This window comes from Pseudomonas sp. GW821-FHT02H06, assembly GCF_059421525.1.
Window position 1 is genome coordinate 22,260 of the sequence record NZ_JBWKVD010000014.1, and the last position, 26,067, is coordinate 48,326.

18 protein-coding genes are annotated in these 26,067 nt (G+C 61.9%); 1 reads left to right on the plus strand and 17 read right to left on the minus strand.

Annotated features, from left to right (window positions below):
* Positions 1–15: 15 nt before the first annotated feature.
* The 11 genes from pseC to AC07VF_RS20335 all read right to left on the minus strand — a co-directional run bounded on the left by pseC (position 16) and on the right by AC07VF_RS20335 (position 18,384).
* Positions 16–1,194, minus strand: coding sequence for a UDP-4-amino-4,6-dideoxy-N-acetyl-beta-L-altrosamine transaminase (gene pseC, locus AC07VF_RS20285; RefSeq protein ID WP_495010030.1), 1,179 nt, complete (start codon positions 1,192–1,194; stop codon positions 16–18).
* Positions 1,191–2,192, minus strand: coding sequence for a UDP-N-acetylglucosamine 4,6-dehydratase (inverting) (pseB, locus tag AC07VF_RS20290; RefSeq protein ID WP_495010031.1), 1,002 nt, complete (start codon positions 2,190–2,192; stop codon positions 1,191–1,193). Before pseB ends, pseC begins: the two co-directional genes overlap by 4 nt.
* A 25-nt stretch (positions 2,193–2,217) precedes the next feature.
* A complete protein-coding gene (locus AC07VF_RS20295) occupies positions 2,218–5,112 on the minus strand; it encodes a TIGR00180 family glycosyltransferase (RefSeq protein ID WP_495010032.1) in 2,895 nt (964 codons plus the stop codon).
* A gap of 1,104 nt (positions 5,113–6,216) precedes the next feature.
* Positions 6,217–9,792, minus strand: a complete 3,576-nt coding sequence (locus AC07VF_RS20300) for a glycosyltransferase (RefSeq protein ID WP_495010033.1) — start codon at positions 9,790–9,792, stop codon at positions 6,217–6,219.
* Positions 9,793–9,912: 120 nt separating this feature from the next.
* On the minus strand, positions 9,913–11,502 hold the full coding sequence (locus tag AC07VF_RS20305) for a flagellar hook-associated protein 3 (RefSeq protein ID WP_192172642.1): 1,590 nt from the start codon (positions 11,500–11,502) through the stop codon (positions 9,913–9,915).
* Between the two features lie 13 nt (positions 11,503–11,515).
* Positions 11,516–13,558: a flagellar hook-associated protein FlgK gene (gene flgK / locus AC07VF_RS20310; protein ID WP_192172643.1), complete on the minus strand. Its 2,043-nt coding sequence runs from the start codon at positions 13,556–13,558 to the stop codon at positions 11,516–11,518.
* A gap of 10 nt (positions 13,559–13,568) precedes the next feature.
* Complete coding sequence (gene flgJ, locus AC07VF_RS20315; RefSeq protein WP_282371627.1) at positions 13,569–14,861, minus strand: flagellar assembly peptidoglycan hydrolase FlgJ; 1,293 nt, start codon at positions 14,859–14,861, stop codon at positions 13,569–13,571.
* Positions 14,862–14,873: 12 nt separating this feature from the next.
* Positions 14,874–15,983, minus strand: a complete 1,110-nt coding sequence (locus AC07VF_RS20320) for a flagellar basal body P-ring protein FlgI (RefSeq protein WP_074893047.1) — start codon at positions 15,981–15,983, stop codon at positions 14,874–14,876.
* Positions 15,984–15,996: 13 nt separating this feature from the next.
* Positions 15,997–16,710, minus strand: coding sequence for a flagellar basal body L-ring protein FlgH (flgH, locus tag AC07VF_RS20325; RefSeq protein ID WP_282371631.1), 714 nt, complete (start codon positions 16,708–16,710; stop codon positions 15,997–15,999).
* A 97-nt stretch (positions 16,711–16,807) separates the two neighbouring features.
* On the minus strand, positions 16,808–17,596 hold the full coding sequence (gene flgG, locus AC07VF_RS20330; RefSeq protein WP_065987266.1) for a flagellar basal-body rod protein FlgG: 789 nt from the start codon (positions 17,594–17,596) through the stop codon (positions 16,808–16,810).
* Positions 17,597–17,643: 47 nt separating this feature from the next.
* Complete coding sequence (locus tag AC07VF_RS20335) at positions 17,644–18,384, minus strand: flagellar basal body rod protein FlgF (RefSeq protein ID WP_192172647.1); 741 nt, start codon at positions 18,382–18,384, stop codon at positions 17,644–17,646.
* Between the two features lie 271 nt (positions 18,385–18,655).
* Here AC07VF_RS20335 and AC07VF_RS20340 point away from each other — a divergent pair, with 271 nt between their 5' ends.
* Positions 18,656–18,835: a hypothetical protein gene (locus AC07VF_RS20340; RefSeq protein ID WP_495010034.1), complete on the plus strand. Its 180-nt coding sequence runs from the start codon at positions 18,656–18,658 to the stop codon at positions 18,833–18,835.
* Between the two features lie 356 nt (positions 18,836–19,191).
* Here the strand turns inward: AC07VF_RS20340 and AC07VF_RS20345 are convergent, their stop codons facing one another.
* The 6 genes from AC07VF_RS20345 to cheR all read right to left on the minus strand — a co-directional run bounded on the left by AC07VF_RS20345 (position 19,192) and on the right by cheR (position 26,027).
* Positions 19,192–20,928 (minus strand): flagellar hook protein FlgE, encoded by a 1,737-nt coding sequence (locus AC07VF_RS20345; RefSeq protein WP_495010035.1) that lies wholly within the window; start codon positions 20,926–20,928, stop codon positions 19,192–19,194.
* 257 nt (positions 20,929–21,185) lie between these two features.
* The gene (flgE, locus tag AC07VF_RS20350; protein ID WP_192172650.1) at positions 21,186–22,520 is read right to left on the minus strand and encodes a flagellar hook protein FlgE; all 1,335 of its coding nucleotides are present in this window, start codon (positions 22,518–22,520) and stop codon (positions 21,186–21,188) included.
* 28 nt (positions 22,521–22,548) lie between these two features.
* Positions 22,549–23,274, minus strand: coding sequence for a flagellar hook assembly protein FlgD (locus AC07VF_RS20355; protein ID WP_463582725.1), 726 nt, complete (start codon positions 23,272–23,274; stop codon positions 22,549–22,551).
* 15 nt (positions 23,275–23,289) lie between these two features.
* On the minus strand, positions 23,290–23,733 hold the full coding sequence (gene flgC / locus AC07VF_RS20360; RefSeq protein ID WP_133775926.1) for a flagellar basal body rod protein FlgC: 444 nt from the start codon (positions 23,731–23,733) through the stop codon (positions 23,290–23,292).
* A 3-nt stretch (positions 23,734–23,736) separates the two neighbouring features.
* Entirely contained in the window at positions 23,737–24,144 is a 408-nt protein-coding gene (gene flgB, locus AC07VF_RS20365) for a flagellar basal body rod protein FlgB (protein WP_192172652.1), read from the minus strand.
* Between the two features lie 1,055 nt (positions 24,145–25,199).
* Positions 25,200–26,027: a protein-glutamate O-methyltransferase CheR gene (gene cheR, locus AC07VF_RS20370; protein WP_192172653.1), complete on the minus strand. Its 828-nt coding sequence runs from the start codon at positions 26,025–26,027 to the stop codon at positions 25,200–25,202.
* Between the last annotated feature and the right edge of the window lie 40 nt (positions 26,028–26,067).

Sequence of the window (26,067 nt, forward strand, 5' to 3'; positions counted from 1 at the left end):
ATGGGTTCGCTCGCATCAGTCGCTGGCCCGCGCCGTTTCGCCAAGCAGCCGGCCAAGCTGCTCAACCACGTAATCCTGTTGCGCGTCGGTCATCGCCGGGTACAACGGCAGGCTGATTGCCTGGGCGTAATAGGCCTCGGCTTCAGGGAAATCACCCGGTTTGAAGCCCAGGTCGCGGTAATAGGGCTGAAGATGAACCGGGATGTAGTGCACGTTCACGCCAATGCCCGCCGCGCGCAGCCCTTCGAACACCTGACGATGGCTCACCGAAAGCATGTCGGTCTGAACGCGGACGACATACAGGTGCCACGCCGACTCGGCCTCGGCCTGAAGGGTCGGCAAGGTCAGCGGCAGGTTGGCGAGCAGCGTCTGATAGCGCGCCGCCAACGCCCGCCGACGGGCCAGAAAACCGTCCAGTTTGTTCAGCTGCGAAAGCCCGAGCGCGGCCTGCATGTCGGTCATGCGGTAATTGAAACCGAGTTCGACTTGCTGGTAATACCAGTGGCCGTGACTCGGCTCGTCCATCTGCGCCGGGTCACGGGTCATGCCGTGGCTGCGCAGGCCGCGCAGATGTTCAGCCAGTTCAGGGCGATTGGTCAGCACCATGCCACCTTCGCCAGTGGTCACGATCTTCACCGGATGAAAGCTGAACACCGTCATGTCAGCGAACTCGCCGCAACCCACCGGACGCCCGGCATAGTGCGCGCCGACCGCGTGGGAGGCGTCTTCGATCACCACAAACCCATAACGCCGGGCCAGTTCGCCGATGGCGCGCATGTGGCAGCTCTGGCCGGAAAACGCCACCGCCACCAACACTTTGGGCAGCGTGCCGGTTGATTCGGCGGCTTCAAGTTTTCGCGCCAGAGCATCGGTGTCGAGGTTCCAGGTCAGCGGGTCGATGTCGACAAAATCCACATCGGCGCCGCAATAGCGCCCGCAGTTGGCCGAGGCCAGAAAGGTATTCGGGCTGGTCCACAGCCAGTCGCCCGGCCCCAGTCCGGCCGCCAGACAGGCAATGTGCAGCGCCGCCGTGGCGTTGCACACCGCCACCGCGAAACCGGCTTCACAGCGCTCGGCCATAGCGGCTTCGAAGCGCTCAAGGGTCGGCCCCTGGGTCAGCCAGTCGGACTTGAGCACCTCGACCACGGCGTCGATATCGGCCTGATCAACGCTCTGCCTGCCGTACGGAATCATGGCTTTACGTCAGCGTGCAGCTCGCCGATCTGGCGGATCGACAGAAAGTCCGGGTTGGTGTCGGAGCGGTATTCGAATTCGTCATGGACCGCTCTGCCCTGTGCGCCGGTGGCGTCAACGGCAAAATCGGTGTCGACGTTATTGAAGCGAATCGACGGCACGATGGTGTAGTGGTCGTCGAATTCCAGGGTCATGCGCGCGTCGTCCTGGGGGACCATCAGCTCATGCAGTTTTTCCCCGGGACGGATGCCGACGATCTTGTGCGGCAGGTCGGGGGCCATGGCCTGGGCCAGATCGACAATGCGCACCGACGGAATCTTCGGCACGAACACTTCGCCGCCGTGCATGCGCTCGAAACTCTGCATGACGAAATCCACACCGTGGTCGAGGGTGATCCAGAACCGCGTCATGCGCGGGTCGGTGATCGGCAATTCAGCCGCGCCGCCGGCCAGCAGCTTGTTGAAGAACGGCACGATGGAGCCGCGGGAGCCGGCGACGTTGCCGTAGCGCACCACGGAAAACCGCGTCTGCTCCTCGCCACCGATGTTGTTGGCGGCGACGAACAGTTTGTCCGACAGCAGCTTGGTGGCGCCGTACAGGTTGATCGGGCTGGCGGCCTTGTCGGTCGACAGCGCGACGACCTTTTTCACGCCGTTGGCGATGGCCGCCGAAATGATATTTTCCGCGCCATTGACGTTGGTGCGGATGAATTCGGTCGGGTTGTATTCCGCCGCCGGCACGTGCTTGAGCGCCGCCGCGTGGACCACGTAATCGATGCCGCGCATGCCCTGCTGCAAGCGGTCGGCATCGCGCACGTCACCGAGGAAATAGCGCATGCACGGGGCGTTGAATTCCTGCTGCATTTCGTATTGTTTGAGTTCATCGCGGGAGAACACCACCACGCGCCGAGGCTGATAACGCGCCAGCAGCGAGCGGATGAACATGCGACCGAATGAACCGGTCGCGCCTGAGATGAACACTGATTTGCCGTTGAACATGACGTAGTCCTTTAACCCGGAGGCCTTAAGCGAGCAGCTCGGCCCAACTGGAACCGTCGGCCTGAGCGAGGGTGAAGCCCTTGCCGGTCAGTTGCAGATTCTTGTTGTACGCCAGGTCGTGGGCGAACGCACCGGACCATCTGTCCTGCAGCGCCGCCAGCGTCTGTGGCGCGTCGGGCAACGCGCCCGAATGGACGAACTGCACGTGAGGCGTCCACACCGTCAGGTACCCGGCCTCGGCCACTTTCAGGCAAAGATCCACGTCGGCAAAGGCGTCGGCAAAATGGCCTTGATCCAGGCCGCCGACGTCGTCGAACAGCGCCTTGCGCACCATCAGGCAGGCGTCGGACACCGCCGAGTAATTCTGGTCCAGCAGCAAACGGCTCATGTAACCGGCAGCGTCTTTTGCTTCGCCGACGAACGCTGAACCGACGCCGCCGTTCATGCCGAGGATCAACCCTGCCTGACTGACCGTGCCGTTGCGTTCAATCAGCTTGGCGCCGACCACGCCGACTTCCGGACGCATCGCCTGATTGAGCAAGGCGTCGATCCAGTTCGGGCTGATGACTTCACCATGGGCCGAGAGCAGCGCCAGGTATTCGCCCTTGGCCTGCGCGCCCACGGCGTTGATCAGCGCGGCGTGGTTCAGCGGTTGATCGAAACGAATCACCCGCACGCGGCCTTTTTCCTGGCGGCCCAGCCATTCGCTCAGCTCCGCCGACACGCTGTGATCGTCCGCAATCAGCACTTCGTAATTCGCGTAGCGCGTGCGCAGCAGCACACTGGCCAGGCAGCGCTGCAGCACCGGCAGGTCGTCGATGTCATGCAGGATGATCGACACCAGCGGGCGCTGGATGTGGCGGTAATCGATGCGCCAGGCGCCGGTTGCCGCCGGACTGATCTGGGCCTTGAAGCCGCGATTGTTCAGGTGCCGGGTCAGGGCCAGACGCTGCTGGGGGTTTTCTTCCAGCGGTTGCGCGTCGGTGACCAGCAGCGGCTCGTCCAGATGGGCCAGCCAGCCCATGCCGCCCTGCTCGATGATGCGCAGCAGCAGTTCGAATTCGGCAGCCTGGGCGAAGTCGGCGGAGTAACCGCCGGCCTCGACCAGCACGTCGCGGCGGACCAGCCAGTGGCGGGACATCAGCGTCGGGTTGCTCAGCAGCAGGTCGAGGTTGAAGCCCGGGCGCATGACATGGGTCAGCGCACCGCTGGCCTCACGTTGAACTTCATCGGCGAACACCGCGCGGCACTCAGGGGCGGCCTGCAGTTCCAGCGAGGCACGCAACAGGCCGCCGGCGGTGAAGGCACCACCGACTTCCGCCAGCATCAGCCAGTGGCAGGTGGATTGGCGGGCGATCTGGTTGACCTTGTCGACCCAGTTGCTCTTGCTGACCTTGACGAAATGCAGGGTGTTTTGCGCGCTGGTGGCGGCCGGCGGCTCGCCGCTGGTGAACACCACGACCTTGAACGTCTTGCAGTGGCCTTCGACCAGGCTGTCCAGGGTGACCTGCAGTTTGGTCATGTCATCGTTGAGGTCCAGCAACAGAATGCCGAACTGCGGTGCGCCGCCAAGGCTGTCGATGCGGTTGAGGATGGCCTGCGCGTCGCCCGGGCTCGGCTGGCGTGCGTCCAGCCACTGCAACAACTGGCCCGACGGCATGTCGGCCAAGCGTTCACGATGGTCCTCGCGATGGACCGAGTTCAGGCGCTCGAGCCAGCGCGACATTTGCGCGGCTTCTTCGGGGTCGCCCTGCCGCGCCATCAGACCGGCCAGCGGCTCGACGATGTGCGGGTTGAAGATGTTCAGGGCCATCGCTTCCCACATCCGGTTGGCGATGGTTTCGGGGTTGTCGTTGGCGTGGGTGCGCAGCAGCACTTCCTGCTGAACCCAAGTGCCTTCGAGCTGTTCCATTTGCAGCTTGCCAGCGGGCAGCGCGTGGATCAGGAATTCGATCTCGGTCAGCACATCGAAAAAGGCCTGGTTGTAAAACGGCATCTCAACGAACTGCCGGGGCCCGAACTGACGGTCCACGGGTCTGAAGACATCGTTCCAGCGGGACAACACGATGCTGGTCAGGCCCAGGGAATGTTGATCTTCGAGACAGACCTGCAGGGCGGTGTAGGCGTTTTTGACCTGCTCGATGCCGTCGGCTGCATTCAGGTCGCGGTCGGCCGTGGTCAGGGCTGCCAGAAAACCGGCGAATTCGTGGCGTTCGAGGACGGCTGACGGATCGCTGTCACTCAGCTTTTTCAGCATGTGGGTCGGGCGGTCAGAGAGCCGGTGGTGGAGTTCGCGGACCACGTAGGGGATCGGCAGGATTCGCGCCTTGGCGGCCGAGAGCAGGAAGTAGGCGTGGCCGAACTCTTGCAGTTCGCCGCTGATGCTCTGGGGCAACGCGGCAAACCACTGTTGCAGCAGCGCCGTGCGGGTGACGGCGTAGAACGGCGGAATGTAGTGATCCATGAAGCTCAGGACGCGCTCGCCGCTTTCGTCGGCGGCGAAGTCTTCCTGGCCTTTTTTGTCGCGGCGGAAGTATTCGACCTTGTCGCCGTGGGCCTGATACATCAGGCAATAGCCGTGGCACAGGCCGTAGGCCGGGTTGGCGGCGAGGAATTCCACCGACTGGGCCAGGGCGTCATGCATCAGAAAATCTTCGTCGCCCACGAACGCCATGAACGGCGTAGCCACCTGGGTCACGCCGTGGGCGATCCTGCTCTGGACCCCGGTCTCGGCGAACTGAGGCACGTGGCGGTAATCCACCTGCGGGAACAGCGCGGCGATGTCTGCGGCTGACTGCTGCGAAGCATCGAGCACCAGCACCCGAGCCGACGAGGCACTGTAGTACTGCAATGTCCGGCGCAGGAGCGCGGGCCGGTCATGGGTGAGGACCACAAGCGTCAGTTGGGCATCGAGCGGCATGGTGTTTCCCGGAGATGAATGAGGGTGCATTACGTTTTTCCTGTGATGCGGCCAGGCGTCAAAAAGATGATCAATGGCGATATCGGGGAGACGAAGCAGGAAGCACGCCAACTCTGGATGGCGGGACTGCGCGCAATGGGCTGGAGGGGCTTTGGCCGGGAAAAGCCCTGGCGATGATGCGGCGGATACCGGTCATGTGGGAGTGAGCTTGCTCACCAAGGCGGCATCTCTACCGATGGATATTCAGCGAATGTGCCGGCTTATTCGCGAGCAAGCTCGCTCCCACACGTTCTTGACCTGCCGGAAGATCGGCGACGTCAGTAGGACCGGCTTTAGCCGGGAAGGCGGCATTCGTCGCACCGCATAATTGAGGGTGCACATGCAGGCCTCTTCCCGGCTGAAGCCGGTCCTACATTCACACCGCGTACCGTCAGTAGGACCGGCTTTAGCCGGGAAGGCGTCATGCGTCACACCACAAAATTGAGGGTGCACATGCAGGCCCCTTCCCGGCTGAAGCCGGTCCCACGTTCACACCGCGTACCGTCAGTAGGACCGGCTTTAGCCGGGAAGACGTCAGACGTCACACCGCGAAATTGAGGGCGCACATGCAGGCCCCTTCCCGGCTGGAGCCGGTCCCACATTCACACCGCGTACCGTCAGTAGGACCGGCTTTAGCCGGGAAGGCGGCATACGTCATGCCGCAAAAGTGAGGGTGCACATGCGGGCCTTTTCCCGGCAGAAGCCGGTCCTACATTCACACCGCGTACCGTCAGTAGGACCGGCTTTAGCCGGGAAAGCGTCATGCGTAACACCACAAAATTGAGGGTGTGCATGCGGGCCCCTTCCCGTCTGAAGCCGGTCCTACATTCACACCGCGTACCGTCAGTAGGACCGGCTTTAGCCGGGAAGACGTCAGACGTCACACCGCAAAAGTGAGGGTGCACATTCAGGCCTCTTCCCGGCTGAAGCCGGTCCCACGTTCACACCGCGTACCGTCAGTAGGACCGGCTTTAGCCGGGAAGGCGTCGTTCGTCACACCACAAAATTGAGGGTGCACATTCAGGCCTCTTCCCGGCTGAAGCCGGTCCCACTAAAACGCCGTGCTTAATCCGCCAGCCACCCGTTGACCCAGTGCTGGAGGTTGTCGCCGCGCAGGACGTAGTCGCGCATGACCACTTCTTTCAGCTCATCGCCCATGCGGTAGCTGGCGTCCGGGTCGGCCAGGTGCATGCGGATCGCTTCGAGCCATTCGGCGGTGCTGTTGGTCATCACGCGGGTGCACGGCAGGTAGCCGTCGTACGCACGGGTGTCGGTGCAGATCACCGGGTAGCCGCAGGCCCCGTATTCCAGCAGGCGCAGGTTGCTTTTGCAGTCGTTGAAGATGTGGTGTTCCAGCGGCGCCAGCGCGAGGTCCAGGTTCAGCGCAGCCAGTTTGGCCGGATAGGCCAGCAAGCCCACTGACGGATGAAACTCGTGCACGTACGGGCGCAGCGACTCGGGGCACATGCCGAAGAACACCCAGTCGACCTGATCGGCCAGCTCGCGCACGACCTCGGCGATGATCTCCAGATCGCCGGCATGGCTGGTCCCGCCACCCCAGCCGACACGGGGCTTCTTCGAGGTACGGCGCTGGCTGCGCAGACCGGTCCAGAGCTGTGAAGCCAGCATGTTCGGGACCACGCGGATGTCGTGGTGCATCCCCGACAGCGCATCGGCCAGCGTCACCGTCGACACCACCACCCGATCACACAGGCTGGTGCCCAGACGCACCATCGCTTCCATGTTCGACGGCATGCTGCGCAGATGGCCGTTCTTTTTCGGCACGCTGATCACGTAGTCGTCCAGCTCGTAAATGCGCCGGGCGTTGGAGTACGCCTTGAGGCTGGCGACCTGATCGATGGAATTCTGACTGTAGCGGCACTGCACGACGATCACGTCCGGCGACTGACGCTCCAGCTCGATGATCGACGGCAGGTCGTAACTCATCCGCCCTTCGATTCGGCCATCGGCTTCCAGCTCCAGAAACGGCTGGGACACGCGGTAATGACCCACCGCCGTGCTGTTGACCGGGATCGCCAGCACATTCGGCAAACGCCGCGATGAATAAGGGTTCCAGCCTTTTTTAAGGCCCGGTTCCAGGCTATAGAACGAACCGGTCAGGCGCAGGTTCGGGTTGTAGGCCGGGTCGCGGGCGAGGATCGGCAGCCAGCGTTTGTAGAAGGCGTGTTGATCGTCGACTTGGGATTGTTTTTCGCGCACCTGTTCCGCTGGCGTCGAGGCGCCGATCGCCAGCACGGCACGGGGTGCCCAGACCACCAAATGGCCGGACTCGCGCACGCGCAGGCAGAAATCCACTTCACTCAGGCTGCCGGTGAATTCATTGCTGTTCAGGCCACCGAGCTGCTCGAACAAGGCCCGGCGCACCAGCAGGCAGTGGCCGCCCACCGCGCTCAGATCCTGGGCCGCTTGCAACCGCAGCAGATGACCGGGCGCGTGCAGTGGCTCGCCAAAAAACGCAGGGCCGGCCGGGCCGTGGTAACCCAGAATCAGCCCGGCCTGCAGGATGTAGCCTTCGGGGGTGAACAGCTTGGCGCCGACCACGCCGACTTCTTCCCGCCGGCCGTGATTGACCAGTTCGCCCAGCCACGCGGAATCGGCCACCACCGCGTAAATGCTGAGCATCAGCAGGTGCTCGCCGCGGGCGTGGGCAGCGGCGAAGTTGCGCACGTCGGCGCCGTTGCCCTGCCCTTCGTAATGCAGCACGCGCAGTGTATCGCCGCCGATCTGCTGCATGTCCGCCAGCCAGGATCGCGCTTCCGGGTTTTGACTGGCGCAGTCGACGATCAGTACTTCGAACGGCGCGTAAGCGGTCTTCGACAGCAGCGATTCGATGCAGCGCTGCAACGCCGCCAACTGGTCCTGATGGACGATGATGATCGACACCAGCGGACGCGCGTCGCTCAGGTAATCAATGTGATTGACCCACTGCCCTTCCACCTCGCGCAGCTGATGGGCGATGCCCATGCGGTGCAGATGCGCATCGAGCACCGGAGCGTTTTGCGCCATGACCTCATCCAGCGCGAGCCACGCCTGGAAGGGAAACTGCGACTCGACGAGGATTTCCGAAACGTGCTGAACCACCACGCCATGGGCTTCGGTCAGTCGCCAGATGGCGTCGTGGGGCGCCAGTTCGCCGTAGGCGGAATCGAAACCGCCAATCCCGGCCAGCGCGGCGATCTGAAACGCCAGCACCCGGCCAACGTAGGGGTAACTGCGCAGCAGGTCGAGGTTGAAGTCAGGCCGGAACACCGGCTCGGCCGACTCGCCTTCGTGCAGCGCGCCTTCGTCGCCGTACAGGCACAGCACGTCCGGCGAGTGGGCAACGCGTTCGGCGAGGATCAGCAGCGCGCAATCGGTGAGCCGATCCCCCGCCCGCAGCAGGTAGCACCAGTCGCCGCGCTCAAGCTGAGGCAACAGGTCATTGAGTTGCGCCAGCCAGTCGGGCTGCAGCGGCAAGGTGAACACACGGCCTTCGAGCACCGGCGCGTCACAAGCGCTGGACAGCACCAGGGTCAGTTCGGCGGCGTACAACTGCGCGTCGAGACTGGCCAGGGTCAGCGCCACACCGGCGGCACTGGCGTGTTCGTCGAGCACCACCGCCACCATCTTCGGCTGCGACGGCCATGTCGCGACGTTATCCGCCACGCGCAGGCGATCGGCGCCAAACAGGGTGCGGAAGCTCAACCATTGCTGGTACAGCTCGGCAAAACTTTCGCTGTCGGTGCCGACCCGCCACGGCAAGGCGGCCTGTCGGTCACCGAGCATGCGGCTGAGGGGCAGTTCTTGCCAGACACGGGGCTGCTCCGGCGCCTGAGTCAGCGGCACGAAGCGCACCCAGCCGTATTCGGGAGCGTCTTCGCCGGTGCGCGCCTTGAGCATCTTGCCCAGCCATTGACGCTCGTCGGTGATCAGATCCCTGACCCACTGCTGACGGCTGAAGCGCTCCGGGTGCAAGCGCTCGGCGCTGAGCACGTCGTTGAGCATGACCATGTTGCCGCGCTTGAGCAGACAGACGTAGAGCACGAAATCCACCAGCGCGGTGAAGCCGTCGCCCACTTCACGGAGCGCCGGCAGAATCACCTGCACATCGCTGCGGCGCATCAACGAGCTGCTGAAGCCGCCGAGGAAGTTGGTCGGCGAAATATCGAATACGGAGAGCAGATCGGCGCCGTAGAACACCGAGCTGGATTCGGCCAGCGGCGCGTTCTCGATGCGCACCGGCAGCTGAATGTCCTGGGGGTCGCAGAAATAACGCTGGGCCAGCACCAGGCTGACGTCGTCATGCTCGACAAGCACGCTGGCCTGACGCGCCACCGCCGCCGGAAAAAGCCGGTCGTCGTCGCAGAAAAACTTGATGAACTCGCCCTGCGCTTCGTGCAGGCACACCAGCAGATTGCCGACGAAACCCTGACGCGTAGGGTTGCGCACGTAACGCAGGGTGACCGGGCTGGAGTCCAGGTACTTTTCAACGATGCCCTGGATCTCGTCGGTCTGGCTGTCGTCGCAGACCACCACTTCAAGGGGCCTATAGGTCTGGGCCAGGGCGTCCTGAAGCGCTCGCTGAAAGAAGCGCGGGTTGTAGGCGGGAATGACGAGGCTGACGAGAGGAGCTGAATTCACGGGCGGGACTCACGAGCGGTGCCGCGCCCCGGGGAGAGGATCGGCATAACCGCTGACAATACGGTTGACGCTCAACGGTGGCGACACCTGTGGATCAGGTGCCGCCCTCCGCTGGGCCGATTACAACTTGCTGAACAGGTTCAGCGCCGACAGTTGGGTGAACACCAGCTGCGAGGCTTGCAGCATGGTTTTCTGCAGGGTCAGACGGGCGATGGCATCGACCGGGTCGGACGCGGTGATCGTGCCCGATTCGGTGGTGCCGTTGTCGATCATGGTCTGGTTGGTCACGCTCTGATCGGTCGCGGTCTTGGCCCGGGCACCGCCTTCGCTGGTGGCATTGATGATCTGCTCGGCCGCACTTTTCAGGTTACCGATGGTGGAGGTCATCGTGGCCTGCAGTTTCTGCTGGGCAATCGGGTCGCCATCGACCTTGCCGTTGAGCGCGGTAATGACCTTGGACAAGGTGTTCAGCACGTTCTGGCTTTGCTGGGTCGAAGACTGCGCGGTGAACTGGTCACCTGCCGCCATCGCCGGCGGCGTGCCGCTGAAGGTGAACGTCACGCCGGAGGCCGTCGCCGTGTTACCGCTCAGCGTGCCGGTGGACACCGCTTTGCTGGTCGCCGGGTCATAGGGCGCTGCGTACAGATTGAAGTTGGTGGCATCCGTAAAGCGCACGACAGCGCCGCCCGACGGGAAGGTTTTGTCGAACGCGGCCTGATCGGTCACCACCGAGCTGGTGATCACATCGGTCGAGGTGTTGGCCGGCAGACGCGAAGTGCTCACGGTGCTGGGGGAAACACCCAGCTGGAAGGTGTGGTCCTTGACGGCCGCGTCGGCGGCGCTGGTGCTTGCGTACTGATCTTTGGTCAAGTTGATGTTCAGGTTCAGTTCCAGGCCCCGGAAGGTGATGGCCTGGTTCGCCGAACTGGTGGACGCAAACTTGCCGGCGGCCGACGCCTCACCCGTCACATCCTGGTTGTTTTTGTCCAAGATGGTATAGGCCGTGCTGCTGGTGAAGGAGATCTTGTAGGGCTGGCCGGCGGTGAAACTGGTGTCGTAGGTGGAGGCATTGCTGACGCTGCCGCCGGACAACGAGATCACGCCGTCATCCGCGCCAGCGACCAGGGTCGTTGAGGTGCGCGTGGTGTTGGTCGCTTGTTCGAATGCATCCCAGCCGGTGGTGTTGCTGGCCATGGAGATGCCCGTGCCAACGGCCAGCAGGTTGCGCGTCTGGTCGCCCTGATAGCTGTAGGTGCCGTCGGAGCTGACGGCGTATGGCGCGGTGGTGCCCTTGGACCCGGAGAACAGGTAGGTGCCGTCGGCGTCCTGGCTGTTCATCAGGCCGAGAATCTGCCCCTGCAACTCCTTGAGCTCGGAGGCGTTGGCCTGGCGGTCCTTGTCGGTGAACGAGGTGTTCGCCGCCCCCAGTACCAGCTCTTGCGCGCGCTGAATCGCCGAGGTGATCGACGTCAAGGCCGTCTCGGTCTGCACGACGGTGGTATTGATCGTGTCGATGTTGGATTTGTACTGATTGAGCATCGTGCCCTGCTGCTGCAACTGCAGCACACGGCCCGCGCCGACCGGATCATCGCCGGCCGTGTTGAGCTTGACCTGGCTGGCCACTTCGTCACCGGTTTTGGTGACGTTGGCGTAACTGCGCGAATAGTTCGTGGCGCTGGTTTCGTAAAACTGGGTCGTTGAGATACGCATGGATTACGATTCCTTAAAGACTGTTGATCAGCGTGCTGAAAATGGCTTGAGCGGCTTTGATGATCTGCGACGAAGCGGTGTAGTACTGCTGATACTTGACCAGGTTGGCGGCTTCTTCATCCAGCGAAACACCGGAAACGCTGTCGCGCGCACTCTTGGCCTGGGTAAGGACGGCGGTGGTGGCCGTCGAATCATTCTTGCCCTGCGCCGCCTTGCTGCCGACGGTGGTAATCATGTTGGCGTTGGCGCCGCTCAGGCTCATGCCCGTGCCATTGCCGGCTGCGCTGTCGAGGGTCTGTTTGGTCTGCAGGGTACCGACCGAGGTCGCGTTGCGGTTGTCCAGAGACCCGGCGCCGGTCATGGCGATGCTGTAGGTGTCGCCACTGTTGGCCGAGCCGGCGAGGGTCATGCCAAACTTGAACGACTGCGCAGCACCCGACGAGTCGGTGTAACCCACTTCCAGACTGATGTCGTTGGACTGGCCTTGAACAATCGACCCCTTGATTGCATTGCCGGACTTGTCTTTGACCGCCGCGCCCTGCGCATCGACCAGCGTATAGGCTTGAGCACCATTGGTGACATCGCCCATGAGCAAACGCATCGGCGTCGAGGCGGTGAGCGCGTTTCGCAGATCGGCCGTCGCGGTCGGGTTGTAGATGTCGGCCTGGGTCGACAAGACAGGCTGGGTGAACGTGCCCGAGCCTTTGCTCACGATGGAGCTGCCGGTCAGCGGACTGGCCGAGGCGATGGCTTTCGGGTCGGTCATCACCACCTTGATACCGTCGGCACCGGTCTTGGTCGGGCTGATCTTGAAGCTGTCACCCTCGGTGGAGGTGCCATTGAATTTCAGCGAGAAGCCGTCGATGACCGGCGCAGTGGTGGCGCTGGTGTTGTACGAACCCATGTCCCTGCCGTCCGGCAGCCGCTTGACGCTGTACTGGCCGCTGGCATCGGTGAAGGTCACCTGATAATCGTTGGTCTGCAGCGCGCCGCTGTTGGCAATGGACACCGCGAAGTTGCCCGAGGACTGATCGTTGGTCGTGTTGGCAAGGCTGCGCTGGCTGGTCAGGCTCGGGTCATTGACGCTGATAAACAGGTTGCTGCCGAAGTTGCCGTTGGCGTCCACACCCTGGTTGAGCTGGCTGTTGATCTGGTCGGAAGCGACCACCGCCAGACGGCCCAGCTCGCTGGCGGCCGGCTGCAGCACGTCGCTGCGATAACGCAGCAACCCGCCAAGCGAGCCACCGGTTACCACACTGGAGACATCAACTTCGTTGTTCTGATATTTCAGTTTCAGCGCATACACGCTGGGGTCGCTGTCACTGGGCACGGCGCTCAGGGTATTGGCGGTGGTGCCGGTGACCAGCGGCTGGCCGGTGCCGATGTAAACGTCATAGCTGCCGTTGTTTTCAACGACCTTGGCGCCGACCAGTTCATTGAGCTGACGTACCGCCTCGGTGCGCGAATCGAGCAGCGTGTTGGGCTGACCGCCGGAAGCCTGGGTCTCGGTGATCTGCTTGTTGAGGACGGCAATGGACGACGCCAGTGCATTCACCTGCCCTGTTGCCGTGGTCAGCTGGGTATTGATGCTGGCGTTCTGGTCCTTCATCTGCGCCGAGATGGTGTTGAACTGACCGGCCAGCGCCGATGCACTGGTCAGAAATGTCGTGCGCGCAGCCGTGTCGGTCGGCCCGGACGCCAGGGCGCTCAGGTCAGTGAAAAACTTCGCCAGCACCGTGCTCACGCCGGTCGAGCTGTCGGACAGCATCGAGTCGAGCTTGCTGGCCTGGCTCAGGTACGCGGTGGCGTCGGCGTTGAGCGATGTGCTGGTCTGCAACTGGTTATCGAGGTAGCCGTTGTAGATGCGGCGCACGTCGGACAACGTCGTACCGGTGCCGATGAAACCGACGCCGATGTTCTGCTGAGCCCCGGCGGCGGTCATCACTTGCTGACGCGAGTAGCCCTGCGTGTCGACGTTGGCAGTGTTGTTGCCGATCGTCGTCAATGCTGCGCTGCTGGCGGTGAGTCCCGAAAGCCCGATTGAGATCAGTGACATGGTTCAAACCTTATAAAGTCGTGGAAGAGCCCGAGGCGGATGCGTAGGTCTGGTAACTCTTCATCTGTTTCGCTATCTGAGAAATCTTGCTGGCATAGGACGGATCGGTTGCGTAGCCGGCCTTCTGCAGCTCTTTCACAAACTGTTCCGGGTTATCGGCGGATTTCAGGGTTTCTTGATAGCGATTGTTGTTCTGCAGGAAGCTCACCAGGTCGTGGAAGCTGCTGGCGTACGAGTCGTAGGCGCGGAAGTCCGCGGTCTCCTTGACCATCTGGCCGTCACGGAACTCGCTGGTGATCGCGCGGGCTTCCGGCCCTTTCCAGCCGCCCTGGGCCTTGATGCCGAACAGGTTGTGGCTGCTGCCGCCGTCGGACTGACGCATGATCGATTTGCCCCAGCCGGTTTCCAGCGCGGCTTGTGCGACGAGCACGCTCGGATCGACGCCAATACGCGCGGCAGCGTCCTTGGCCAGCGGCATCATCGTGGCGACGAAGTCATCCCGGTTGGCGAATGCACTCTTGCCCGGCGCCAGCGGTGTCTGCACGCGACTGCGCACATAAGCGTCAGCGTCGGCGGCGTACTGCGGCCCGACGGTCCAGTCGCCATTGCTCTGAGACCCTGCGCTTTTCGCGGCGGCCACGGCATTGGAAACGGCGATGCGGTTCTTCAGTGTGGTAGCGCTGGTGCTCGCGTCCTGGCCGGCGGCGGTGGCGGTGTTCGGGACGATGCCGGCCATGATGCGGTCGCTGAGTTTGCTCGGCAGCGACAGGCGACGGGAATTCAGCGCTGCCACGTCGCTGTGCGCGGTGCCGTCGGTTGCGGCGGGCGCAGTCACCGAACGGGTGGCCCACAGCGGACGCTGAGCGATGTGCGTGGCCAGACCGGTCTGGGCAGGCGCGTCGGCTTTGCCGTCGACCTTTGCCGTGGTCTTGTTGTTGCCGGACACAAGCCCGGTGGCCGGCGCGACTTCAGCGCCCTTGTTTTTCGACAGCTGACGCATGAGCACGTCCTGCAGACCAATGCCGCCACCCTCGCGAGACATGCTCACCGACAGCTGCTGGTCATACATGTCCTGATACTGCCGCGTCGCCGCGGTGTTCATCGGGTTGTCCTTGGCCAGCACTTCGTTGGCCGAACGCATGGCCTTGAGCATCTGGCTGACGAACAGCGACTCGAATTCCTGCGCGACTTTCTTGAGGTTGCCCTCGCTGTCGCGATCACCGGTTTTCATGGCCGTCAGACGATTGAGGTCGGTGTACGCCCCTGAATCACCTGAAGAAACGCCGCCGCTTGGAATGCTCATTCAGTTTGCCTCTTAAATCACGATCAGGTCGGCTTGCAACGCGCCGGCCTGTTTCAGTGCTTCGAGAATCGCCATCAAGTCGCCCGGCGCTGCGCCCACCTGGTTAACCGCGCGGACAATCTCATCCAGCGTGGTGCCCGGACCGAACTTGAACATCGGGTGCATTTCCTGCTGGGCGTTGATCTTCGAACGCGGGACCACGGCGGTCTGGCCGTTGGAGAACGCGCCCGGCTGGCTGACGATCGGGTCTTCGGTGATGGTCACGGTCAGGCTGCCGTGGGTCACGGCTGCTGGCGAGACCTTGACGTTCTGGCCGATGACGATGGTGCCGGTCCGCGAGTTGATGATGACTTTGGCGGACGTCTGGCCCGGATCGATTTCCAGGTTTTCCAGCACCGACAGGTAATCAACACGCTGGTTGGGGTCCAGCGGCGCGGTGACCCGCACAGAGCCGCCGTCCAGCGCCTGAGCGACGCCAGGGCCGAGCATGTCGTTGATCTTGTCGACGATGCGCTTGGCGGTGGTGAAGTCGTTGCGATTGAGGTTCAGGGTCAGGGAGTTGCCCTGGTTGAAGCCACTCGGCACGGCACGTTCAACCGATGCACCACCTGGAATGCGCCCGGAAGACGGCACGTTGACGGTGATCTTCGAACCGTCGCGGCCTTCGGCATCAAAGCCGCCGACCACCAGGTTGCCCTGGGCCACGGCATAGACGTTGCCGTCGATACCCTTCATCGGGGTCATCAGCAGGGCACCGCCGCGCAGGCTTTTCGAGTTACCGATGGACGACACGGTGATGTCGATCTGCTGACCCGGTTTGGCGAACGGCGGCAGGTCGGCGTACACGGCCACGGCCGCGACGTTTTTCAGCTGCACGGTGCCGGAGCCCGCCGGCACCTTGATGCCGAACTGCGAGAGCATGTTGTTGAAGGTCTGCAGGGTGAACGGCGTCTGGGTGGTCTGGTCACCCGTGCCGTTGAGCCCCACCACCAGACCGTAACCGATCAACTGGTTGGTCCGTACGCCGGAAATGCTGGCGATGTCCTTCAGGCGCTCGGCGTGGGCGCCCAGTGCGGTGGTGAACAGCAGCGCTGCCGCTATCAGTTGCTTGAACGTGATCATGGCTATCCCGCTATCAGAAAGGGAACAACGGGCTGAGGAAGAATCGGTCGAACCAGCCTGGCTGACTGGAATCGGCAAACGCGCCTGTACCGGAATAAGTGATGCGTGCGTCGGCGATGCGAGTCGACGACACGGTGTTGTCAGTGGCAATGTCGTCGGCGCGAATCAGGCCGGCGATGCGCACCAGTTCGTCACCGGTGTTCAGGGTCATCCACTTCTCGCCGCGCACCAACAGAATGCCGTTGGGCATGACGTCAGCGACGGTCACGGTGATCGAGCCGGTCAGGCTGTTGCTCTGCGCCGCCTTGCCGTCACCCTTGGTGGCGCGGTCGCCGGTGTATCCGGCGTCCAGGCTGAGGTTGCCGCCGCCGACCGGGTTGTTGGTGCTGACGCCTGCGCCAAACAGCGAGGTCAGGCCAAGGCTGGTTTTGCTGGTCTTGCTGATCCCGGAGCTGGCGGCCTTGCTGGCAGCCATCTTCTCGGAAAGCGTAATGGTGATGATGTCGCCGACCCGATAGGCCTTGCGGTCGCCGTACATGTTCTGCTCGAAACCGGCCTGATAAATCGAACCGTTGCTGGCCGCCGAAGGCAGCGGCGTGCGCGGCAACACCGGCGCGTAATAAGGGTCATTGGGTTTGGCCGCAGGCGCAACGCAGCCGGTCAGCAGCGCGATACCGCACACAGGAGCTGCCAACAGGGAAAGCCGCAATACAGAGAGCCGTTTCATGACACTTAAAACCTCGCGGTGTAGCAGGCGTTTTTCAGGCGCCCCTTGGAATTGATCAGGTGTTTCGCAGCAGGACATCAGGCGTTTCAAACAGGGCTTACAGGTTCTGGGTTACGTACTGGAGCATCGAGTCAGCGGTCGAGATCACTTTGGAGTTCATCTCGTAGGCGCGCTGGGTGGTGATCATGTTCACCAGCTCTTCAACGGTGCTGACGTTGGAGTTTTCCAGGGTGTTCTGCTTGACCACGCCCAGACCGTTGAGGCCCGGCGTACCGACCTGAGGTGCGCCGCTGGAAGCGGTTTCCAGGTACAGGTTGCCGCCCTGGGATTGCAGGCCGGCCGGGTTGATGAAGTCCGCGGTCTGCACGTTACCGATGATCTGTGGCGTGGCGGTGTTGGCCGAGGTGGTGATCGACACGGTGCCGTCTTCGCCGACGGTGAAGGTCTGCGAGTCTTGCGGAACGACGATCGCAGGCTCCAGCGCGTAACCGTTTGCAGTCACGATCTGGCCGTTGCTATCCAGGTGGAACGTACCGTCGCGGGTGTAGGCCAGGGTGCCGTCAGGCTGACGGATCTGGAAGAAACCGCGACCGTTGACCGCCATGTCCAGCGGCTGGTTGGTGGTCTGCAGGCTGCCGGCGGTGAAGTTTTTCTGGGTGCCGACGATGCGCACACCGGTACCCAGTTGCAGGCCCGATGGCAGCTCGCTGTCCTGAGTGGACTGGGCGCCTGGCTGACGCTTGATCTGGTAAAGCAGGTCCTGGAATTCCGCACGGTCGCTTTTGAAACCGGTGGTCGAAACGTTGGCCAGGTTGTTGGAAATGGTCGTCAGGTTGGTGTCCTGGGCGGCCAGACCGGTTTTAGCAACATAGAGTGCCGGAAGCATGTTTGAATCTCCTCGAGCGCCTGTTTATCGGCGCAAGCTGTCAGTCATTAGCCCATTTGCAAGACGCGAGCCATCGACTCGTCATCCTGCTCGGCGGTCTTCATCATCTTGATATGCAGTTCGAATTGGCGGGACAGCGCCAGCACCGAGGTCATCTCGTCGACGGCGTTGACGTTGCTGGCCTGCAGAAACCCGGATTCGACCTGCACGTCAGCATCGGCCTGGGCCGGTCTGCCGCTTTTGGTGTGCATCAGACCGTCGGGGCCTTTTTCCATGGTGGTCTGGTCGCCCTTGACCAGCTTGATGCGGTCGATCTGCGCCATCACCTGAGGGCTCTCGCCCAGCGAGCGAACGCTGATGGTGCCATCGGCGCCGATCTCGATCTGCTGCTGCGGAGGCACGGCAATCGGCCCGCTGTTGCCCATGACCGGCAAACCATTGCCATCACGCAACACGCCGAGGGCGTCGATGTTCATGCTGGAGGTGCGGGTGTAGGCTTCGCCGCCGTCGGGCGTCTGCACCGCCATCCAGCCGTTGCCTTTGACGGCGACGTCCAGATCGCGACCGGTGTCGACCATCGCACCCTGGCTGAAGTCAGTGCCGGGACGTTCGCTCATGGCGTACGCTCGGGACGGGTTAACTTCGCCGAACACCGGCATTGAGCGCGCCTGTTCGAGGTCGCGCTGAAACCCGTTGGTCGAAACGTTCGCCAGGTTGTTGGCATGGGCCTTTTGGGCGATGGCGTTTTCCGACGCTCCGCTCATGGCCACGTATAGCAACTTGTCCACAGTCTTCCTCCTCCGACAGACGCTTGCCGCCTGTAGCTGTACTGAACAGGTCATAGCAATAATCGAACCAGTTTTTCAGCGGTGATACAAAGCGTTGATTCTTCAATGATTCCGGCCGCATTCGGCGGACCGGGATCCGGTTTGGACCGCCGCGCGACAGCGGACTGCCGGTTTCCTGCACATCGACGGCAGCGAGCGCCAGAAAACTCTCCATGGGGTGCGAAACTTGCAGCGTTTTATGAATTCGCTTGAGTCGCTACGGAAAACTGTCATGGGTCTGCGCATCGCCCTGCTCTTTACATTGATTGCCTGCTCGTTTGCCGTGTGGGCGGCGCCGGCGCCCTACTTCCTCTGGCAAGGCGCCCACCGCATCGTCTGCGCCCAGACCAGCCCGGGCAAAGGCTGGACCCGGATCAGCGCCGCCTATGTGAAGTCGGATTGTTCGATTTGAGTCGTTTCGTTTCGCCTGTGACGGATTGATCGCCTGACACGCCGCCTTCCCGGCTGAAGCCGGTCCTACACTGATCTCGGCGCAAGCGGATATCCCTGCTCGACGCAAGACCTGTAGGAGTGAGCTTGCTCGCGAAGGCGGTTTGCCTGTGATGAATCAACCGTCTGACACGCCGCCTTCCCGGCCGAAGCCGGTCCTACAATGATCTCGGCACATCCGGATATTCCTGCTCGACGCAAGACCTGTAGGAGCGAGCTTGCTCGCGAAGGCGGTTTAGCTGTGATGAATCAACCGTCTGACACGCCGCCTTCCCGGCTAAAGCCGGTCCCACCTTCGCGTTCACGCTAAATCCCGCATCAAGTCGCGCGTATCAGCGTCTGCATCAGTTCCGCCTCCGTCGACAGGGTTTTCGAGTTGGCTTGATAGGCCGTCTGCGCCTGGATCAGCTCCACCAGCTCGTTGGTCAACGTGACGTTGGAGCCTTCCAGCGAATGGCCGATGACACTGCCCAAGGTGCCGACACCCGGCGTGTCGTAATTGGCGACGCCGGAGGCCAGGGTTTCGACCCAGCGGGTGTCGCTCACCGGCTGCAGCCCCTGATTGTTGGCGAAGCTGGCGAGCATGACCTGGCCGACATTGCGGTGCAGACCATTGCTGAACCCGATCATCAGCATGCCGCTCTTGTCGATCGTCAGCTGGGTGGCCTGCCCTGCCGTGTGCCCGTCGATGACGATGTTGCTGCTGCCCGTGGCGGCGTTGTGCTGACTGATCTTGTTGAAGTCCATGACAATCCCGTCGGCATTTCCTACCGCGCCGTTCGCACCCCAACGCCCGCCCGGTTTGTTGCCGTCCAGCGGTTTGGCCGGCACCCAGCCTTCGAGGGTCAGGGTGTTGTTGGCAGCGGTCAGCCACTGGCTGCCGATCAGCGATTGCAGCGAGCCACCGGAGTCGAACAGCATGCTTGCCGTCGTCGGTGCCGTACTGCTCGGGTCCTGCGGGTTACGCCCGTCGATCAGCGTGTGCATCTTCCAGCTGTTGCTGCCGTCTTTGACAAAATACTGGGTCATCTCGTGACGCATGCCGAGGCTGTCGAACACGCCGTAGGTGGACGCCTTGGTGTAGGTGGTGATGTCCGCCGGATTGAAGGTCGGGACGGGCCGCGGCATGAGCGGATCGGCCGGGTCGAGCACGGGCAGGCCACCGTCCAGCAGCGGCAGTGAGATCGGGCCGGGCGCAGGCGCGGGGCTTACGGTCCAGCTGCCGTTGACGTTGATCGCCGGACGCCACTTCTGCAGGGACAACTCGGTGTCGGAAATCATCTTCACCGCCGCCGTCGAACCCGTGACCGAGAGCCTCCCCGCCGCAGACACCTGCAAACCGATTTCCAGCGGCGCGGTGCTGGTGGGGTCCAGCGGATTGACGCCGTCGATGAGAATGTAAGACGTCCAGTTGTCGTCTTCAGTCTTGACGAAGTACTGCTTGAGTTCGTGATCCTGTGGCGGAACGCCGGCGTCCTGAATCAGCCGCCCCGTTACCCGCGTGTAGGTGGTCGGGTCGCCAGGGTCGAAGCGCGGGATGGCGCCGAGTGACGGCGACGCCGCATTCAGGTTGAGGGTCTGCTCCATCTTGCCGGTGGCCTTGGGCGACATGTCGGCAGCGTCAATCTTCAGGTCCGTGCGAACGCCGCTGATCACCTCCCCCGCGTCTGTCACCCCATAGCCCTGCAAGCGGCTGCCGTGGGAGTCCACGACAAAATTCTGTGCATCCTTGATGAAGGCCCCTGACCGGCCGTAACTGATGGAACCGGCGTCACTCATGACAAAAAAACCGTTGCCCTGAATGCGCATATCAAGCGCCCTGCCCTCGCTGGTGATGACGCCGCCGGGCGCAAAGTTCTGCGAAACGTTGGCCACCTGCACCCCATCACCCGAGGCCGTCCGGCTGCCCCCGAGCATGGATGAGGAATAGACCGCCGAGAACTCGGCGCGTGAGGATTTGAAACCGGACGTGTGGACGTTGGCAATGTTGTTGCCGGCCACTTCCATGCGCTTGTGCGCCGCGTGCAACCCTGAAACCGCTGTGTTGAATGACATGAACACTCCCTGCGCCGTTGTTCAACGACACGCTCGTCAATGCATCGAGATCGCGGGCAAAGGAATGCAATCGAACGGACCGCGTAAACGACGCCGCTCAATGGCATTTATTTGTCAGCGATCTCGATTCTCGCAAAGACGAAAGTAGGAAGTTTCCAGTTGTAGAGTGGGACGGCTCTCGATATTTCAGTCAAAAAAAAAGGCATAAAAAAAGCCCCTCAGAGAGGGGCTTCAGCGAACGTATCCAGGGACCGCTATCAGGTCATCTGAATGATCGTCTGCATGATGGTGCTTTGCGTCGAAATGGTCTTGGCGTTCGCCTGGTAGTTGCTTTGCGCCTTGATCAGGTTGACCAGTTCACCGGTCAGGTCGACGTTGGATTCTTCCAGCGCCTGCCCGGTCAAGTAACCCAGCGTACCCGACTGTGGAGCGCCCGTGACCGGGATGCCCGACGAGGCTGATTCGCGCCAGTTGGTGCCGCCCGCCGGTGCCAGACCCTGAACGTTGGCGAAGTTGGTCAACGACACCTGACCGATCACCTTTGACTGACCGTTGGTGTAGGTCGCGAACATGTTGCCGGTGGCGTCGATGTTCATCGCCGTGATCTGGCCGGTGGCGTAACCGTCCTGGGTCTTGGTGATTGCACCCGAGACCGCGTTGGTCTGGGTGGTCGCCAGCATATTGAGCTTGATCCCGCCCGCGTTGGCGGACGCGCCGTTGCTTGACCAGGTGGTGGTGCTGCCGACGGTGGTCTTGGCGGCCGGTACCCAGTTGTTGATCGAGAAGACGCCGTCAGTACCTACGCTCACGTTTGGCGAATTGGTGGTATCAGGGGCGCCGGTGCCGCTGGTGATCAAGCCACCCGACGAATCGAAGGTCACTGCGGTCGCGTCAGCAGTAGTGGAGTTTGGATCGCTGATGCTGCGGCCATCGACCAGGCTGTACATCGTCCAGGTATTGGTGCCCGTCTTCGAAAAATACTGGTCGAGGGTGTGTTCGTTACCCTGACTGTCGTACAGCGGCGTGCTGTAGGTGGTGGTGTAGCTGTTGGTGTCGGACGGCGAGAACGTCGCAACCGTCGGAACCGTCGACGAGGAGTTCAGGTTGGAGGCGACGGTGATCAAGCTGGTGCTTTTCGGCGCCAGGTTCGACGAATCGACACGCAGGTTGCTCAGCACGCCGGTGGAGACATTGCCCTGACCGTCAACGCTGTAGCCCTGCAGGTTATTGCCCGCTTCGTTGATGATGTAGCCGGCGGAGTCGGTGTGAAATGCGCCGGCACGGGTGTACAGCTTTTCGCCGTTGTTGCTCAGCATGAAGAAGCCGTTGCCGTTGATCGCCAGGTCCAGGCTGCGGCCGGTACCGGTGTTCAGCGTGCCTTGGGTGAACTGCTGCGAAACCGCGGCGGTGGTGACGCCGCTGCCGGTGTTGGTGCCGCCGGAGGTGCCGCGAATCGATTGGGCGTACTGGTCAGCAAATTCCGCACGGGAAGATTTGAAACCGGTGGTCGCGACGTTGGCAATGTTGTTGCCGGTAACGTCGAGACTTTTGTTTGCGGCGTAGAGCCCACTAAGACCAACATTGAAAGACATGATTAACTCCTGCGCCGTCTAGTCGGCTCTAAATTCCGATTTGCTTGATTTTTGACAGTGCCACCTGGGTGCCGCCGGCAAGGTTCAACGTCATGTCAGAGCCCGTTGTGCCCATGGTCACGCTGCTCACTGTCGCCGGCAGATAGGTGCTCAGATTAGTAGCGGTGCCGTCCAGCTTGCCGTTGGCGACGAAGCTGTAATTGCCCGCTGCCACCGCTGCGCCGCTGTCGTCCAGGCCATCCCAGCTAAAGGATGTGGTGCCAGCGGCCTGAGTGCCGAGGTCGATGGTGCGCACGACGTTGGTACCGGTGCTGTCGTAGATCTTCACCGTGGTGTCGGCGCTGGACGATGGCAGCACCACCGAACCGGTCATGGCCTTGCTGGTATCGACATAGGTCGAACCTGCGTCCACGGTTACCGAGCGGCCGACCAGCGACGAGGCCTGCAACGCCTGGGACGACTGATACATGGTGCTGATCGAGTCGACCGAGGTGCTCAGGTTCTGCATGGTTTCCAGGCTGCTGAACTGAGCCAGCTGGGCCACGAACTCGCTGTTGTCCTGAGGATCGAGCGGGTTCTGGTTCTGCATTTGCGTGACCAGCAGTTGCAGGAATGAATCCTTACCCAGCGAACTTGAGCCGGTGAGGCTGCTGGTGTCGGTGCTGGATTTGGTGCTGGTGCCTGTGGTTCCGGGGGTCGTGCTTTGCAGCCCTTTGAGGAACGTCGAGGTAGCGTCTGTGCTTGAGACCGTCATGGATTTCGCCCTTTATCACTGACCCAGGGTCAGGACCTTCTGCATCATTGTTTTCGCGGTGTTCATGATTTCCGCGTTGGTCTGGAACGAACGGCTGGCCGAGATCATGTCGGCCATCTCGTTGACGACGTTGACGTTCGGGTAATACACGTAGCCGTTCTTGTCGGCTGACGGGTGATTTGGCTCGTAACGTGCTTCGAGGTTGGAGGCGTCTTCGACGATGCCGGAAACCTGTACGCCGGTGCCGGCCTGGCCCTGGTCTTCGAACAGCGAGGCGCTGCCGCCGGATTCCTGGCCCTGGAAGACCGTGGCGAACACCGGATGGCGGGCGCGGTAGGTCTTGTCCATGCTGGAGGACACGGTTTCGGCGTTGGCGATGTTGCTGGCCACGGTGTTGAGGCGGGTGTTCTGGGCACTCATGCCGCTACCGGCAATATTGAAAACACTGGATAGGGACATGGATTACTCTCCGCGCAGGGCTGCAACCAGCCCTTTGAATTTGCTGTTGAGCAAGGTGAAGCTGGCCTGAAAACCGATGGCGTTTTCGGCGTAGTTGGCGTTTTCGACCTGGGAGTCGACGGTGTTCTGATCGAGCGACGGCTGCGACGGGGTGCGGTAGAGCAGGCTGGCTTCGCCATCGCTCATGCCTTCGGCTTCGATGTGACGGCTGTTGGTCATGTCGAGGGCGAAGTGGCCGTTGTTGCTTTTGTCGCTTTGGGCGGCCAGGACTTTGGAGAAGTCCAGGTCACGCGCCTTGTAGTTGGGGGTGTCGGCGTTGGTGATGTTGTTGGCCAGCACTTCAGCACGCTGGGCGCGGAAGTTGAGCGCTTTTTCGTGGATGCCGAGGGCGTTTTCAAAACTGATGCTCATGTCGGGACCTTTGAGGGCTGACCAGATGTACGTGCAGGAGTTATAGCAAGGTGCGTGCCACTTGCTGGAAGTGCCGTTTTTCGCGGACTGCAGGGGTGTTGGTGCAAGGGGATGACAGAAAAGCGGCAAGGGATTTCCGCTCGATGGGAGGAAAGCGGCAAGAGCAGTGCCGTTTTTTTGCCGTATTGCGCTTTCGCTCGTGACATCAAGATCAAGGGCGTCTGCCTGGGGGCAGACGTTTCGCCTTCGGCGAGTTACTTGGAAAAGCACCCCAAGTAACCAAGGGTGCTTGCTCCTGGTTGGGCCCCTCCTGCGTCGGGGTTCCTTCACTCCGGTCTCGCTCCGTGGGCCCGCGCCGAACGGACATCCATGTCCTGACGGCGCTCTCGCCGCATCCATGCGGCTCGGCCCACTCCGCGAGACCTCCGTTCAGCCTGCACCCAAGTCGCGATTGGTGTCGTCTGAACTCTCTGCGTATGAAGATCAACGGCAACGGCGACGGCTTCCCGTCTGAAGCCAGTCCTACGGACTGCATGCGCTGCTGTTAGTGGGACCGGCTTTAGCCGGGAAGAGGCCAGTGCAGGCGCTTGCTATTTTGCTGATCAGACACCCTACCTGTGGGAGCGAGCTTGCTCGCGAATGCCGTTGCCGTTGCTGTTGCCGTTGCCGTTGCCGTGCTTTTGATCTTCATACGCGAACGGTCCGGTCACCGCCGAACGCGACTTGGGTGCAGGCTGAACGCAGGTCTCGCGCAGTGGGCCGAGCCGCATGGATGCGGCGAGAGCGCCGTCAGGGCATGGATGCCCGTTCGGCGCGGGCCCACGGAGCGAGACCGGAGTGAAGGTACTCCGACGAAGGAGGAGCCCAACCAGGAGCAAGCACCCTTGGTTACTTGGGGTGCTTTTCCAAGTAACTCGCCGAAGGCGAAATGTCTGCCGTTAGGCAGACCCCTCTAAGCGCCGCTCCGGCTAAGAGGCAGCCAACAGTCTCAGCGCCAACACGAAACAAAAAACCCCGCCTAAGCGGGGTTCTCATCAAAGCAAAACCGCAGCCAATCACTTGGCCTGATAAATAATCCCGGGACTGCACTGCACCATCTGATAATGATCGGGCAACCCGTTCAACGCCTCCGACGCCCCCAGGAACAAATACCCCCCCGGCTTCAACGTCGAATGAATACGCAGCAAAATATCCTTCTTCACCTCCGCCGAAAAATAAATCAGCACGTTGCGACAGAACACGATATCGAACTTGCCCAACGCCGCATAACTGTCCAACAGATTGAACGAACGAAACTCCACACGGCTTTTGATCGGCGCCTTCACCGTCCAGCGCCCTGGCGTCTTCTGATCGAAGAAACGCTGCAGACGATCCGGCGACAAACCCCGGCCGATGGCCAGACTGTCGTACTCACCCGTCTTGCAATTGTTCAACATCAAACCCGACAAATCCGTCGCCACAATCTGCGCGCCCGACTTCAACTGCCCCGGGTTACTGCGCTCGAACTCATCGATCGTCATCGACAGCGAATACGGTTCCTGACCCGACGAGCACGCCGCCGACCAGATGCGCAAACGCTGGTTGGGGCTGGCCTTGATCGCCTCGGGCAAGACCTTGTTCTTCATCACCTCGAAGGGGTACGTGTCGCGAAACCACAACGTCTCGTTGGTGGTCATCGCATCCACCACCTGCTCACGCAAACCACTGCGCGGCTGAGTCTGGATCCGCTGGATCAGCTCGCCCAACGATTTGATGGACTGCTGCTCCATCAACTTGTTGAGGCGGCTGGAAACCAGGTACTGCTTATTTTCACCCAGCAAAATGCCACAGGCTTTTTCCAGGAATACCCGGAACTGATCAAAATCCAAATTACCTGTAGACATGCCGCCTCTCAAATCATGTGAACAGCAAGGAGGAAAACCC